The sequence below is a fragment of the Sphingomonas sp. genome, from assembly GCF_024508665.1.
Lineage (GTDB): Bacteria > Pseudomonadota > Alphaproteobacteria > Sphingomonadales > Sphingomonadaceae > Sphingomonas.
Map to the genome: position 1 here is coordinate 174,249 of NZ_JANINP010000006.1, position 13,779 is coordinate 188,027.

17 protein-coding genes and 1 tRNA gene are annotated in these 13,779 nt (G+C 66.3%); 8 read left to right on the forward strand and 10 right to left on the reverse strand.

Annotated elements, in window-relative coordinates:
• Positions 1 to 155 precede the first annotated feature (155 nt).
• Positions 156 to 974, reverse strand: coding sequence for an arylamine N-acetyltransferase (locus Q0L25_RS09605; RefSeq protein ID WP_296613709.1), 819 nt, complete (start codon positions 972 to 974; stop codon positions 156 to 158).
• Entirely contained in the window at positions 971 to 2,689 is a 1,719-nt protein-coding gene (locus tag Q0L25_RS09610) for an acyl-CoA dehydrogenase (RefSeq protein ID WP_296613711.1), read from the reverse strand. The genes Q0L25_RS09605 and Q0L25_RS09610 overlap by 4 nt, the downstream gene beginning before the upstream one ends.
• Positions 2,690 to 2,730: 41 nt before the next feature.
• On the opposite strand from Q0L25_RS09610, the gene Q0L25_RS09615 reads away from it, so the two are divergent.
• Positions 2,731 to 3,708 carry an L-threonylcarbamoyladenylate synthase gene (locus tag Q0L25_RS09615; protein ID WP_296613713.1) on the forward strand — a complete coding sequence of 326 codons (978 nt, stop codon included), beginning with the start codon at positions 2,731 to 2,733 and terminating at the stop codon, positions 3,706 to 3,708.
• 114 nt (positions 3,709 to 3,822) lie between these two features.
• Positions 3,823 to 4,548 carry an aquaporin Z gene (gene aqpZ, locus Q0L25_RS09620; protein ID WP_296613714.1) on the forward strand — a complete coding sequence of 242 codons (726 nt, stop codon included), beginning with the start codon at positions 3,823 to 3,825 and terminating at the stop codon, positions 4,546 to 4,548.
• 171 nt (positions 4,549 to 4,719) lie between these two features.
• Here the strand turns inward: aqpZ and msrA are convergent, their stop codons facing one another.
• On the reverse strand, positions 4,720 to 5,268 hold the full coding sequence (msrA, locus tag Q0L25_RS09625; protein ID WP_296613716.1) for a peptide-methionine (S)-S-oxide reductase MsrA: 549 nt from the start codon (positions 5,266 to 5,268) through the stop codon (positions 4,720 to 4,722).
• Between the two features lie 151 nt (positions 5,269 to 5,419).
• Between msrA and galE the strand changes: the two genes are divergently transcribed.
• Positions 5,420 to 6,415 carry a UDP-glucose 4-epimerase GalE gene (galE, locus tag Q0L25_RS09630; protein ID WP_296613718.1) on the forward strand — a complete coding sequence of 332 codons (996 nt, stop codon included), beginning with the start codon at positions 5,420 to 5,422 and terminating at the stop codon, positions 6,413 to 6,415.
• A 214-nt stretch (positions 6,416 to 6,629) separates the two neighbouring features.
• On the opposite strand, the gene Q0L25_RS09635 is transcribed toward galE, so the two are convergent.
• Positions 6,630 to 6,705, reverse strand: a tRNA-Lys gene (locus Q0L25_RS09635).
• Between the two features lie 108 nt (positions 6,706 to 6,813).
• On the opposite strand from Q0L25_RS09635, the gene Q0L25_RS09640 reads away from it, so the two are divergent.
• Complete coding sequence (locus Q0L25_RS09640) at positions 6,814 to 7,149, forward strand: hypothetical protein (RefSeq protein ID WP_296613720.1); 336 nt, start codon at positions 6,814 to 6,816, stop codon at positions 7,147 to 7,149.
• Here Q0L25_RS09640 and folK read toward each other — a convergent pair.
• Complete coding sequence (gene folK / locus Q0L25_RS09645) at positions 7,146 to 7,604, reverse strand: 2-amino-4-hydroxy-6-hydroxymethyldihydropteridine diphosphokinase (protein ID WP_296613722.1); 459 nt, start codon at positions 7,602 to 7,604, stop codon at positions 7,146 to 7,148. The two genes, Q0L25_RS09640 and folK, sit on opposite strands and share 4 nt — an antisense overlap.
• A gap of 26 nt (positions 7,605 to 7,630) precedes the next feature.
• Here folK and Q0L25_RS09650 point away from each other — a divergent pair, with 26 nt between their 5' ends.
• Positions 7,631 to 8,290 (forward strand): uracil-DNA glycosylase, encoded by a 660-nt coding sequence (locus Q0L25_RS09650; RefSeq protein ID WP_296613724.1) that lies wholly within the window; start codon positions 7,631 to 7,633, stop codon positions 8,288 to 8,290.
• An 8-nt stretch (positions 8,291 to 8,298) separates the two neighbouring features.
• Here Q0L25_RS09650 and Q0L25_RS09655 read toward each other — a convergent pair whose 3' ends face one another.
• Together Q0L25_RS09655 and Q0L25_RS09660 are read right to left on the reverse strand one after the other, a co-directional pair.
• Positions 8,299 to 8,754 (reverse strand): SRPBCC family protein, encoded by a 456-nt coding sequence (locus Q0L25_RS09655; protein ID WP_066590492.1) that lies wholly within the window; start codon positions 8,752 to 8,754, stop codon positions 8,299 to 8,301.
• A complete protein-coding gene (locus tag Q0L25_RS09660) occupies positions 8,747 to 9,073 on the reverse strand; it encodes a helix-turn-helix transcriptional regulator (protein ID WP_296613727.1) in 327 nt (108 codons plus the stop codon). Before Q0L25_RS09660 ends, Q0L25_RS09655 begins: the two co-directional genes overlap by 8 nt.
• Before the next feature lie 104 nt (positions 9,074 to 9,177).
• On the opposite strand from Q0L25_RS09660, the gene Q0L25_RS09665 reads away from it, so the two are divergent.
• Positions 9,178 to 9,435 carry a hypothetical protein gene (locus Q0L25_RS09665; RefSeq protein WP_296613729.1) on the forward strand — a complete coding sequence of 86 codons (258 nt, stop codon included), beginning with the start codon at positions 9,178 to 9,180 and terminating at the stop codon, positions 9,433 to 9,435.
• Positions 9,436 to 9,458: 23 nt separating this feature from the next.
• Here Q0L25_RS09665 and Q0L25_RS09670 read toward each other — a convergent pair whose 3' ends face one another.
• Positions 9,459 to 10,331 (reverse strand): sigma-70 family RNA polymerase sigma factor, encoded by an 873-nt coding sequence (locus Q0L25_RS09670; RefSeq protein ID WP_296613731.1) that lies wholly within the window; start codon positions 10,329 to 10,331, stop codon positions 9,459 to 9,461.
• 143 nt (positions 10,332 to 10,474) lie between these two features.
• On the opposite strand from Q0L25_RS09670, the gene Q0L25_RS09675 reads away from it, so the two are divergent.
• Positions 10,475 to 11,098: a glutathione S-transferase family protein gene (locus Q0L25_RS09675; protein WP_296613733.1), complete on the forward strand. Its 624-nt coding sequence runs from the start codon at positions 10,475 to 10,477 to the stop codon at positions 11,096 to 11,098.
• Between the two features lie 51 nt (positions 11,099 to 11,149).
• On the opposite strand, the gene aguB is transcribed toward Q0L25_RS09675, so the two are convergent.
• Positions 11,150 to 11,998 carry an N-carbamoylputrescine amidase gene (aguB, locus tag Q0L25_RS09680; protein WP_296613735.1) on the reverse strand — a complete coding sequence of 283 codons (849 nt, stop codon included), beginning with the start codon at positions 11,996 to 11,998 and terminating at the stop codon, positions 11,150 to 11,152.
• A 67-nt stretch (positions 11,999 to 12,065) separates the two neighbouring features.
• Between aguB and Q0L25_RS09685 the strand changes: the two genes are divergently transcribed.
• Positions 12,066 to 12,473 carry a low affinity iron permease family protein gene (locus tag Q0L25_RS09685; protein ID WP_296613737.1) on the forward strand — a complete coding sequence of 136 codons (408 nt, stop codon included), beginning with the start codon at positions 12,066 to 12,068 and terminating at the stop codon, positions 12,471 to 12,473.
• 22 nt (positions 12,474 to 12,495) lie between these two features.
• Here the strand turns inward: Q0L25_RS09685 and Q0L25_RS09690 are convergent, their stop codons facing one another.
• Positions 12,496 to 13,713 carry an FAD-dependent monooxygenase gene (locus Q0L25_RS09690; RefSeq protein ID WP_296613738.1) on the reverse strand — a complete coding sequence of 406 codons (1,218 nt, stop codon included), beginning with the start codon at positions 13,711 to 13,713 and terminating at the stop codon, positions 12,496 to 12,498.
• Positions 13,714 to 13,779: the final 66 nt, after the last annotated feature.

The window sequence follows — 13,779 nt, forward strand, 5'->3', positions numbered from 1 at the left end:
TCTTTTCAATCCTCCCCCGCCAGGGGGAGGTGGCGGCCGTAGGTCGACGGAGGGGGCGGACGGCGACCCATGAGCCGTCGTGCTTCCTCCCCCTCCGCCAGGCCCGCCTGACACCTCCCCCTGGCGGGGGAGGATTATCTGAATGTCGATCCGCCCTAGAACAATCCCAGCCGAGCGACTTCCTCCTCGCTCAGGTCGATCCCGAACAGCAGGCTCAGCCGCATGCGATAGACGCGCGGGTCGTCGATCGTTCCGGCCGTGTCCTCGCCGGCCGAGTGGCGGCGATAGTCGCGGTCGGTTAGCGCGGCGAAACCGTGCGGCAGGACGATGCTGACCACGTTGAGGTCGACGAAACGCGTCCCCGGTGCGGTCGCGGTCCAATGGTTGGACATTTCGAAGTCGATCGGCGGCACCATGTCGAGCGTGAAGCTATATTGTTCGACCCAGCCGTCGCTCTCCACGCGCCCGTCTGTGGCTGCCGGATTGCCGTGGCGCGACAATACCCAGCCGCGGTCGTCGTGAAGCAGCCGATAGCGCGCGCCGTCGGGCGCGGTCGCCTCGGCGCCATCGATCAGCGGCATCACGGGCGAATAGCTGCCGCCGAACCCGGCATCGGCGATCCAGTCCTGGCCATCGATCGTCACCAGGAGCAGCATGTGGGTGCGCCCCGGCGTCGCCTCGGCACCGAACCAGACGCGCGCGAGCAACGGACGGACGGCGAAGCCGAGCGCGGTCAGCGCGTCGCAGAACAACCGGTTCTGCTCGAAGCAATAGCCGCCGCGCCGCCGCGTCACGAGCTTGGCGAAGACCGAGTCGCTGTCGATCGCGATCCCGCGGCCGAGCCGGATGTCGAGATTCTCGAACGGAATGGCGAGGCGATGCGCGCGCTGCACGGTCGCCAGCCCGTCGAGGTCGCAGGCTGGACGCTCGCCGAGGCGGATGCGCTCGAAATAGGCGTCGAGATCGAAACTCATGCGGCGAACAGCTCCGCCGGCAGTTGGTACAATGAAGATGCCGGCGCGGTCGCCGCGGCGTGGAGGCCGAGCGCCTCGGGTACGATCTGCGCGACATAAAAGCCACACACCGCGCGCTTCATGCGCAGGAAATCGTCATCGCCATCGGCCGCCGCACGTCCCTGACGCTCCATCAGCCAGCCGCAGACCGCGACCGACAGCATCGTCAGAAACGGATAGCTCGCCGCGAGCCGATCGTCGGCATCGGCCGTCGCCAGCCGCCGCCCGATTTCGTCACAGGCGTCGATCAGCATGCGCAGCGCCGAATCCTCGGCCTCGGCGCGCATGTCGGCGATGAGCGTCGCGAACGCCGCTCCGTTCGACAGGCCGAGCTTGCGTCCGACCAAGTCGGCGGCCTGGATGCCGTTGGTCCCTTCGTAGATCGGGGTGATGCGGGCATCGCGGAAGAACTGCGCCGCGCCGGTCTCCTCGATATAGCCCATGCCGCCATGGACCTGCACGCCCAGGCTCGCGACCTCGTTGCCAAGATCGGTGCCGTGCGCCTTGGCCAGCGGAGTCAGGATTTCGAGCCGATCCTTGGCCGTTTCATCGCCCAGGCCGGCGCGGTCCACCATGCCCGCCGCGAGATAGACGAGCGCGCGTGCTGCCTGGGTCTGCGCCTTCATCCGCATCAGCATGCGGCGCACATCGGGGTGCTCGACGATCGCGACCGGAGACTTGTCGGCCGAACCGGCGCGCGCCGACTGGATGCGCTCGCGGGCATAATCGACTGCTTTCTGCGTCGCGGCCTCGGCCACCTGAACGCCCTGCAGACCGACGTTGAGGCGGGCATTGTTCATCATCGTGAACATCGCGCGCATGCCGGCATTCTCCGCACCGATCAGCTCGCCGATACAATCGCCATTGTCGCCGAACGACAGTACGCAGGTGGGAGAAGCGTGCAGGCCCATCTTGTGTTCGATCGAGACGACGCGGACATCGTTGAACGCGCCAGGCCTGCCATCGGCATCGAGCCGATATTTGGGGACCAGGAACAGCGAGATGCCGCGCGTCCCCTCGGGCGCACCCGGCGTGCGGGCGAGGACGAGGTGGACGATATTGTCGGCCATGTCGTGGTCGCCGAACGAGATGAAGATCTTGGTCCCCGAAATCTTCCACTTGCCGTCGCCCGCCGGTTCGGCGCGGCTGCGCAGCGCGCCGACATCCGACCCTGCCTGGGGCTCGGTCAGGTTCATCGTGCCGGTCCATTCGCCGGTCGCGAGATGCGGGAGATAGGCTGCCCGCTGTTCGGGCGTGCCGTGGTGGAGCAGCGCCTCGATCGCACCGACGGTCAAGGTCGGGGCCAGCGCAAAGCCCATATTCGCGCTGCCGAGCGTTTCGAGCACTGCGCTCGATAGAACGAAGGGCAGGCCCTGCCCGCCGAAATCGCCGGGCGCGCCGATCGTGCCCCAGCCGCCCTCGACATAGGCCTTATAAGCTTCCGGATAGCCGGCCGGCATCTTCACGCCCTCGGGAGTCCATTTGGGACCGTCGGTATCGCCCGCACGCGCCAGCGGCGCCCATTCGCCCGCGGCGAACGCGCCGGCGCCTTCGAGCACCGCGTCGACCAGATCGGGCGTCGCATCGGCGAAGCGCTCGGTCGCGGCGAGAGCGGCCAGCTGGGCGACATGATCGAGCACGAAACGCTGCTCACGAACGGCGGGATTGAAGGGCATGCGGCTTCCTCTCCTGATCCGACGCGCTATAGCCCCCCGCCATGGCCGCGCAACTCACCCGCATTTTACGTTACGGAGCCGATTCTGTCGCCGAAGCGGCGGCGCTGATCCGGCAAGGCGCCTGCGTCGCGGTGCCGACCGAGACGGTCTATGGCCTGGCCGCCGACGCGACCAACGCCGCCGCGGTCACCGCCGTCTATGCGGCCAAGGGGCGGCCGAGCTTCAATCCGCTGATCGTCCACGTCCCTGATATCGCCGAGGCGAAGAAGCTGGCGGCGTTCGATCGGCGCGCCGACACGCTCGCCGAGGCCTTCTGGCCGGGGCCGCTGACCCTGGTCCTGCCGCTCAAGCCGTCGGCGCAGATCGCCTCGCTGGTCACCGCGGGGCTGGAGACGATCGCGATCCGCGTGCCGCGCCACCGCGCGATGCGAGCGCTGCTGGAGGCGAGCGGGCGTCCGCTCGCCGCACCTTCGGCCAACGCGTCGGGATCGATCAGCCCGACGCGCGCCGAACATGTCGCGGCCAGCCTCGACGGCCGCATCCCGCTGATTCTCGACGACGGGCCGACCAGCCAGGGCATCGAATCGACCATCGTCCGCGAAGTGTTCGGCATGACGCGCATCTTGCGCCACGGACCGGTCACGATCGACGAGGTGCGCGCGGCGATCACCCGGCCCGGCGTGAAGCTCGATCGCTTCGATACCGGCGAGGACGACGGCCCGCCCGAGACGATCGAATCGCCCGGACAGCTGCTCGCCCATTATGCGCCGCGCAAGCCTTTGCGGATCGACGCGCCGCGCGCCGCCGAGGACGAATGGATGATCGGCTTCGGCGCGACCGGGGGCGACGACAATCTCTCGCCGAGCGGCGATATGGCCGAGGCGGCGGCCAATCTGTTCGACGCGCTGCACCGGGGCGATGCCTCGTCGCGGCCCAGAATTGCGGTCGCGCCGGTGCCCAATGAGGGGATCGGCGTCGCGATCAACGACCGGCTGCGCCGCGCATCGCATCGGGAATGACTGCAAAACAAGCGTTTAAGTCTTTACACTCGCGAAACGAGGTTTAGTCTCCGCACCCATCGGGCCGTCCCGGCACTCGTTCCGTACAGGCGGCACGAACAAGGAGAGGGGCGTATGACGAACATCCAACGCGGATTGGCCGAGCTGATCGGCACGTTCTGGCTCGTTTTCGGCGGCTGCGGCGCCGCGGTCCTGGCCTGTAACTTCCCCGCCAGCGGCATCGGCTTTGCCGGCGTCGCTTTGGCGTTCGGCCTGACCGTACTGACCATGGCCTATACGATCGGACATATATCGGGTTGTCACCTCAACCCGGCGGTGACGCTCGGTCTATGGGCCGGCGGACGCTTCCCCGGCAAGGACATCCCGCTCTACGTCATCGCGCAAGTGCTGGGCGCGGTGATCGCCGCCTATCTGCTCTATTTCATCGCCTCGGGACAGCCGGGCTGGGAGCTGGGCGGGTTCGCCACCAACGGCTTCGGCGAGCATTCGCCCGGCCATTATTCGCTGGTCGCCGGCGTCACCATGGAGATCGTCATGACCTTCATGTTCCTGGTCGTGATCATGGGCGCGACCGATACACGCGCGCCGGCCGGGTTCGCGCCGATCGCGATCGGGCTCGCACTGACCTTGATCCACCTCGTCTCGATCCCGGTGACCAATACGTCGGTCAATCCGGCGCGCTCGACCGGCCAGGCATTGGTCGTCGGCGGCTGGGCGATCGAGCAGCTCTGGGTGTTCTGGGTCGCGCCGTTGATCGGCGGGATTTTGGGCGGCGTCGTCTACAAGGCGCTCGGCGCCGACGCGACGGTCAGGCCGCCGGTGGAAGGGGCGGCGCTGTAACTCCCGATTTCCCCTCCCTTTTAGGGAGGGAATCAAGGGGTGGGTATAGCGGCAGGCGAGGCTCGATGCCTCGTCTGCCGCTATTTTGCCGATGCGGAGGATGATTCTTCTGGCGCGCAGACGCGCGCACCCACCCCCAGCCCCTCCCTGCAAGCAGAGAGGGGAGATCGGTCACGCCGCCGCCGTTTCCGCTTTCGACCGCGCCGCGAAGCTCTTGCGGAGCTTCTTCAGCTTGGGCGGGATCACCGCCAGACAGTACGGATTGCGCTGGCCTTCGCCTTCCCAATATTCCTGGTGGTAATCCTCGGCCGGGTACCATTCGCCGAGCGGCTCGATCGTCGTCACGATCGGGTCGGGCCAATTGGCCGCGTTGCGCGCGATGGCCGCCTTGGCCTCTGCCTCCTGCGCCGCATCGTGCGGGAAGATCGCCGAGCGATATTGCGTGCCGACGTCATTGCCCTGGCGATTGAGCGTGGTCGGATCGTGCGTCGCGAAAAAGATGTCGAGCAGGTCGGCGTAGGAGATCTGCGCAGGATCGAAGCCGACGCGGATCGCCTCGGCATGGCCGGTGTCGCCGCCGCATACCTGTTTGTAGGTCGGGTTGGCGACCGTGCCGCCGATATACCCGCTTTCGACACTCTCGACGCCGATCACGTCGTTATACACCGCCTCGGTGCACCAGAAACAGCCGCCGGCAAGCGTCGCATATTCGAGGGACATTCGTCTCACTCCCTTTTCAAGTTGGCCTAAACATAGGTACGGCGCGCGCGGCGGCAAAGAGGCACGCCTGTGTTGGTTTCAGCTGCGCTGAAATCGGTGCCGGCCCGCAACCGGTTCAGCTGTGCTGAACCAAAACTGAAAAGGATTGCGCATGAGCAAAGGCAAGGTGCTGGTGACGGGCGGCGCGGGTTATATCGGCAGCCACGCGGTGCTGGCTTTGCTCGATGCCGGCTGGGACGTCGTCGTGGTCGACAATCTCGTCACCGGGTTCGACTGGGCGGTCGATCCGCGCGCCACATTGGTCGTCGCGAATATCGAGGATGACGACAAGGTCCGCGCCGCGATGCGGGAGCATGACGTCCTGGCAGTGATGCATTTCGCGGGATCGGTGGTGGTGCCCGAATCGGTCGAGAATCCGCTCAAATATTACCGCAACAACACCGTCGCGAGCCGCGCGCTGATCGAGAGCGCGGTGGTATCGGGCGTCAAGCACTTCATCTTCAGCTCGACCGCGGCGACCTATGGCACGCCCGAGCGCGTGCCGGTGGCCGAGGAAGATCCCAAGCTGCCGATCAATCCGTACGGCATGTCCAAATTGATGACCGAGGCGATGCTGAAGGACGTCGCCGCCGCACACCCGATCAATTATTGCGCGCTGCGCTATTTCAACGTCGCCGGCGCCGATCCGCAGGGCCGGTCGGGCCAGTCGACCGCGGGCGCCACCCATTTGATCAAGGTCGCGGTCGAGGCGGCGACCGGCAAGCGCGACCATGTCGGCGTGTTCGGCACCGATTTCGCGACCGCCGACGGTACCGGGGTGCGCGACTATATCCATGTCAGCGATCTTGCCGCCGCGCATGTCCATGCGCTCGACCGGTTGATTGCCGAGCCCAGCGAAAGCCTGACGATGAACGCTGGTTACGGGCACGGCTATTCGGTGCTGCAGGTGCTCGACGCCGTCGACCGCGTCACCAATCACGAGGTCAAGCGCGTGCTGCAGGGACGCCGCGCGGGCGATCCGGCCGAATTGGTGTCGGACAATCGCCGCATCCTGGCGACCTTGCCGTGGCGGCCGCAGTATGACGATCTCGACCGCATCGTGCGCGACGCGCTGGCGTGGGAGCGCAAGTTGGCGGAACGGGGGTGAGTCACCCAAAATCCTCTCCCCTTGCGGGAGAGGATAGCGAAGCTTGCGAGCTTGCTCGCTAGCGGAGCTTGGAAAGGGAAGCGGAGCGAAGCTCCGCGCGGTCGCGTTGCGACCGCACCCTCTCCCAACTCCGACTAGGGTCCTTATGGACCCAAGTCTCTGTATCCCTCTCCCGCAAGGGGAGAGGAAGGCAACACGTCGCTGCAGGAAATGCTGGTGGGTCCGCCGGGATTCGAACCCGGGACCTCTCGATTAAAAGTCGCTTGCTCTACCGACTGAGCTACGGACCCCAGCGTCGCGGCGCTTAGGGGTAGGGGCGCGCCGGGTCAACCATTGCGCGGCTTGGCATCGGGCGCGGCCGCCGCTAGCCATGCCGAATTGCAGCGATAAGGGGCATCATGGCCAGCGATCCCGATCCGATGCGCCCGTCGGTGCGCCCGGTTCCTTATTATCCCGAACCCATGGCCTCCGACGGGTCGGGTGCGGCGACCGCGTCGCTGGTGCTCGGCATATTGGGGCTGGTCTGTTCGATTATTCCGATCATCGGGCTGATCTCCTGGCTGCTCGCGCCCGCCGCGCTCATCACCGGTGGAATCGGACTGAAGAGCACCACCAGCAAGGGGCTTGCGATCGGTGGGCTGGTGACTGGCGGGCTCGCGTTGATTGTCTGTCTGTTGTGGCTGGTTCTGTTCGGCGCCGCGATCGCGTCGGTGGGAAGCGCGCGCAGCTTCTAGAACAGGCGTGCCGCCAACTGACGGATTGTCAGCCCGGTAACGGGGTCGCGCCAATTGGGGACGACCGCGGCAAGCGGCCGGAGCACGAAGTCGCGCCGGCGGAATTCGGGATGGGGCACGGTCAATCCGTCGCTCGACCAAGAACCGCCCGACCACAGGACGATGTCGAGGTCGATCACGCGATCGGTCCAGCGCTGCCCGCGCCTCCGCCCGAACGCGGCCTCGATCGCCTTCAGCCGTGCGAGCATTTCGGGCGGGCTGTCGTCGCTCTCGATCAGCGCCGCGGCATTGACGAAACGGCGCCGCGCCGGGCCGAGTGGTGGGGTCGTGATGAATGGCGACGTCACGACGACATCGCCACCGATTGCCGCCAGCGCCGCGCGCACCTCGTCGGCGGGCGCGCCGTGGCGGCCGCGGCGGTTGGAACCCAAGGCAATGACATAACTGGACGGCATGACGCCACCGCGCCTACCGCAAGCGCATGGACTTTGCACCCGGCCCGATCCCCGACACCGAACCGCCGCACGATTGCCCGCGCTGCCCGCGCCTGGTGACGTTCCGCGAGCAATTGCGGGCCGAGCAACCCGATTGGTGGAACGCCCCGGTGCCGGCGTTCGGCGATCCCGATGGCTGGCTGTGCATCGTCGGGCTCGCGCCGGGCAAGAACGGCGCCAATCGCACCGGACGGCCGTTCACCGGCGATTATGCCGGCGACCTGTTGTTCGCGACGCTCGCCAAGTTCGGCTTCACCCGCGGCACCTATCAATCGCGCCCCGATGACGGGCTGACGCTAGAGGGTGTGATCATCTGCAATTCGGTCAAATGTCTGCCGCCGGAGAACAAGCCGACTCCCGAGGAGATTCGCGCCTGCCGTCCATTCCTGGAGGGGCAGGTCGATGCTCTTCCCAAGGCGCGTGTCTTCATTGCGCTCGGCCAGATCGCGCATCAATCGGCGGTCAAGGTGCTGGGCGGCAAGCTTCCCAAATGCCGCTTCGCCCATCTTGCCGAACATCGCGTGCCCGATGGCCGGATGCTGATCGATAGCTATCATTGCTCGCGCTACAATACGAATACCGGCCGCCTGACCGCCGAGATGTTCGAGGCGGTGTTCGCGCGGGCGATCGCATTGCGCGGCGCCTGACCATCCGATCAGGGCTTGTTGGGCAGCACCACCGTCCCGGTTTCGATCAGTGATTTCAGATTGGAGAGGATTTTCGGCCAGCCGCCGGATACCGCGGCGATGAACTGCGAATCGGCGCGCTCGATGCTGTGCGTGACGCTGAGCTTCACGCCGTCTCCGACCGGTTCCAATTCCATCATGCAGACCGAATAGCCCTCGGCATTGAACTCGGGCTTCCATTCGTTGCGCCAGCGGATGCCGAGGCGCTTCGCCGGTTCGAACGCGACGATCTCGCCCTGATCGGCGATGCGACCGTCTGGGAACAGCAGTTTCCAGCTGCCGCCGAGCCGCCAATCCGCCTCCGGCCGATTGCCGAGCCAATATTGCGCGACGAAATCGGGGTCGATCAGCGCTTCCCACAGCCGGTCCGGGCTGGTTTTGACGTAGGTCACGTAGACGAAGCTGCTCTGCGCATGGTCAGTCATTGTTGTCTCCTTCGAGATTTCGCTTGAGCGCGGATAGCGCGCTCAGGCGCGGCTGATCGAACTTGCCGATCCAGCGTTCAGCGATTTCGTTGATCGGCACGCGGTTGATGAAATGGTGCTTTTCCCGGCCCTGCCGGACCGCGACGACGAGATTGGCGGCCTCCAGGATGGCGAGATGTTTCGCCACAGCCTGGCGCGTCATGGCGAGGCCTGCGCACAAGTCGCCGAGCGACTGGCCGTCGGCCGCATGCAAGCGATCGAGCAGTCGCCGTCTGCTGGGATCGGCCAAGGCCCTGAAGATGTCGTCGTCTGTCGGCATGACAGGCAACCTAATAGTTGCCTTTTTCGAGATATGCAACCCTATGGTTGCATATCTAGCGGGGCTTGGTTGAACTTCGGCCGCGGTCGTCGGTTGTTTCGGGCATGACCCACGAACCGCCCGTCCCGCCCGACAATCAGTCGCCTTATCCGATCGCCGAGCCGCCGCACGAACATCACGCCGCGCCGTTGCCCGCTCCCGAATCCGAGTCAGAGGACCCGTCCGGGCCGCCGCGTATGCTACTGGTCGGCGGCGCTATCGCCGCCGCCGGGGTCGCAGCGATCGGCGGGCTGGCTGCGTTCCTGCTCCGACGCGGCAAATCGCGGCCCAAAGCGGCGCCCAAGGCCAAGCGGAAGCGCTGAAGGCCGATCAGCCGGAGGGCACTTTACGTAAGCGGCGAGATTACCGCGTCGCGAAGCACGTAGCGCGCGTGATGGAAATCGCGCAGGCGGACGATGCGGCCGTCGGCCCAGTCGATCACGATCAGTCCGGTCGGCGGCCCCGCCGGATCGGCGGGATCATGGACGATCGCCGCGGAGCGACCTTCGATCATGCCGACCGAGAGGCGCCATGACGTCATTTCGGTATAACGCGTGAAATAGGTTTCGAACGCCGCGCGGCCGCGCGTCATGCGCGCCACCAGGTCGAACCGCACGTCATCGGCCAGCATCGCGCGAATCGCGTCGAAATCGCGCGCATTGAACCGGTCGACATAGGTCTGCAGGCGGATCACGTCGCCGGGATCGGCGGGCGGCGAGGATGGCGGCGTGTCGGCCAGTACACGCAAACGCGCCCGGCCGCGATGCAGCGCTGCCTTGGTCGCCGCCAGGGTGGTGTCGAGAATCCCCGCCGCTTCATCGTTCGAATAGCCCAGCACATCCTTCAGGATCACGGTCCCGCGCTGCAGCGGCGGCAGGTGCATGAAGACCGCCAGCGCGGCGCCGGCGGCAACCCGGCGCGCGGCCTCGTCACCCTCCGAGACCATATCCTCCTCCTGGATCTCCTGTTCGCCGGCGCGGCGGGCGCGCGCCCGCAAATGGTCGATCGCGGCATTGTGCGCGATGCGGAACGCCCAGGCCGTGCCATCTCCCTCGGGCGGCGTCCGGTCGAGCGCGGCCATGGCGCGCGCGATCGCGTCCTGGACGACATCCTCGCCGTCGAGCACCGATCCCACCATGCGCGCGGCATAACGATGCAGCGCCGGTCGCAGCTCGACCAACATTGCCTCGACCCGGGCCCGATCCTGCTCGTCCGTCATGTCTCTCGCCATCCGCCTGTCTTCTATCGGGATAGACGATGGCGGCCCCGAAAAAGATTCGGCCGCGCGAATCCTTTTTCGCCGAGCCTCCGTCCTTGGCGATAGCGGGCGGCGTTGGGCTGCCCCGTTCTACGGAGACTGACATGAAACTCTATGCGCTGACCAAATCGCTCAATTCCCGCAAGGTTTTGGCGCTGATCCACCATCTCGACCTGCCGGTCGAGATCCACGCCATGACCGTCGAGCAGGTCCAGTCCGACGCCTATGCCGCGACCAACCCCAATCGTCTCGCTCCGACCCTGGTCGATGGCGATTTCGTGCTGTGGGAATCGAACGCGATCGGCGTCTATCTTGCCGAGGGCAGTGCGATGCTGCCGATCGGGCGCCGCGAGCGCGCGGACATGGCGCGCTGGCTGCTTTGGGAAGGCGTGCATTACAACAAGGCGCTCGGCACGATCTTCTTCGAATCGGTCGTGCGGCCGCAATTGGGCTGGGGCGAGACCAACCAGCCGCTGGTCGACGATGCACTGGTACAAGCGGCGCGCCTGCTGCCGGTGCTCGACGCGCATCTCGCGACGCGCGCGTTCATGCTGGGCGACATGCTAAGCTTCGCCGACTTGGCGATCGCCTCGGCCGAGCCGTATCGCGATGCGATGCCGATCGACTTCGACGCCTATCCCAATGTGCAGCGCTTCTACGACACGATCGCGCTGCTGCCGGCATGGCAAAAGGCGCTCGGCACGCCGCGGATGGCGGTCGCTGCCTGAATGCCGTCGGGCGCCGTCACCTCGCGGCGCCCGGCTCCAAAATCGGGACGATCAGATGTCCTGGACCAGCCTGCCGTACAATTCGGGGCGACGGTCGCGGAAGAAACCGAAGGCGGCGCGGTGACGCTTGACGCGATCGAGGTCGAGCGTCGCGGTGATCACGCCCTCTTCCTCACGGTCGAGTTCGGCGAGGATGTCGCCGCGCTCATCGGTGATGAAGCTGGTGCCGTAGAAGGTCTGGCCATGTTCGGTACCGACGCGATTGGCGGCGACCACCGGTACCACGTTGGACACTGCGTGCCCCACCATCGCCCGGCGCCATAGCCGCGCGGTATCGAGGCCCTCGTCATGCGGCTCGCTGCCGATCGCGGTCGGATAGAACAGGATTTCCGCGCCCATCAGTATCATCGCGCGTGCGGTTTCGGGATACCATTGGTCCCAGCACACGCCGACGCCGAGCTTGGCCGACGGTCCGTCCCACACCTTGAAGCCGGTGTTGCCGGGGCGGAAATAGAATTTCTCCTCGTAACCCGGACCATCGGGAATATGGCTCTTGCGATAGACGCCGGCGACCTTGCCATCGGGATCGACCATGGCCAGGCTGTTATAGTGATGCGGGCCGTCGGCCTCGAAGAAACTGGTCGGAATCCACACCTTGAGTTCGGCGGCGAGCGCCTGCATCGCCTGGACCGCGCGATGCTCGGCAGTCGGCCGCGCATTGGCGAACAGCCCCTCATCCTCGACGCGGCAGAAATATTCGCCTTCGAACAATTCGGGCGGAAGGATCACTTGCGCGCCTCTACCCGCCGCCTCGCGGACCATGCGGGAGACGTTGGCGATATTCGCCTCGATATCGTTGGAGAAGGCGAGCTGGAGCGCGGCGACGCTTATCTGGGTCATGACCTCTGCCATAGCGGGGAAGGGCGGAAAGTGGCAGTCCTTGTCGCCGGTTCAAGAGGAACGGCGGATGGAACGCATTTTCGAGACGATCGCGGGCAAGGTCGCGAGCTGGACCGGACGCCCCCCGGCCTTCATGCTGGCGCTTGCGGTGATCATCGTCTGGGGCGTGACCGGGCCGATCTTTCACTATTCGGACACCTGGCAGCTGATCATCAACACCGGCACCACCATCGTCACCTTCCTGATGGTGTTCCTGATCCAGAATGCCCAGAATCGCGACGGATCGGCGATCCAGGCCAAGCTCGACGAACTGATCCGCGCGCTCAAGGGGCCACGCAACGAGTTCGTCGGGATCGAGCATTTGTCGCAACAGGAACTCGAACAAATCAAGGCGAAGCTCGAAGAGCTATGCGGTGGTGATGGCGACCAGGGTAGCGACCATGCTTCGTTCAAGCGGCTGATCTCGCGGTTGTGAGACGCTGCCTGGGGTCGGATCCCTAAACCGTCAGCCCCGCGAGCAGCTTGGGCAACGCGCCCGATTCGCCGCGTGCCTCGGCAATGAAGCGATCCTTGAGCGCCGGCGCGTGCTGCACCGCGGATAGCCCGAACCGCCGCACCGCGCTGGCGGTCTTGCCGGGAATACCGAACAATCGGGTCAGTCCGTCAGTCGCCGCCGCGACCATGAAGGTATCGAGGCTGCGCCACCGTTCGTAGCGCTTCAGCAGCGCGCGGTCGCCGACATCGAGCCCGATCCGCTTGCCGTCGACCAGCACTTCCACCAACGCGGCGACGTCGCGGAAGCCGACGTTCACGCCCTGGCCGGCGATCGGGTGGATGCCGTGCGCGGCGTCGCCGACCAGCGCCAGCCGCTCCGCGGTGATCGTCGCGGCGTGATGGAAGCCCAGCGGATAGGCGAAACGCGGGCCGAGCCAGGTGATCTGTCCGAGGAAACCGCCCATCTTGCGATCGAGTTCGGCCATGTAGCCGCGATCGCCGAGCTTCTGCATGCCCGGCCCCTGCGCACCGCGCACCGACCAGACGATCGCCGAGCGATGCCCGCGTTCGTCGTCGTTGAGCGGCAGGATGGCGAACGGGCCTTCGGGATAGAAGATCTCGTAGGCGACATTGTCGTGGCTGTGCTCGTGCCCGATCGAGGTGACCAAAGCGACATGGTCGTAAGTCCAGCGCGCGACGTTGAGCCCCGCCGCCTCGCGCGTCGGCGAATTGCGCCCTTCCGCCCCGATCAGCAGCGACGCACGCACCTCGCTGCCGTCGCTCAGAGCCGCGCGGACGCCTGCTTCGTCGCGGTCGACCGCCGCAGCGCGCGTCTGCATCCGGAGGTCGACGCCGGGTGCCGCGCCGGCAGCGTCGAGCAAGGCGGTACGGAGATCGCGATTCTCGAACATCGTGCCGAGCGCGGACTCGCCGTCCTGCGGCACGAAATCGAGCGCGCCCGGCTCGAGGCCGTCGGACACGCGGATTCCCTCGATCGGGCAACCCTTGCCCGCCAGCCGGTCGGCGACCCCGATCGCACGCAGCATGTTCATCGGCGCGCTGGCGATCGCCGAGGCGCGTCCGTCGAACCCGGCCGCGGTGATCACCGCCGGATCGGCGGGATCAACCACGATGCTGGTGATGCCATGCGCGTCGGCCGCGACCGCAAGCGCGCTGCCGACCAGCCCGCCGCCGAGGATGAGGAGATCCGCCTGAGACATGGGCAATGCCCTACGACTTGAGGGTCGGAGCGGCAATGGGGGCGAGGAACCCAATCCTCCCCGTTC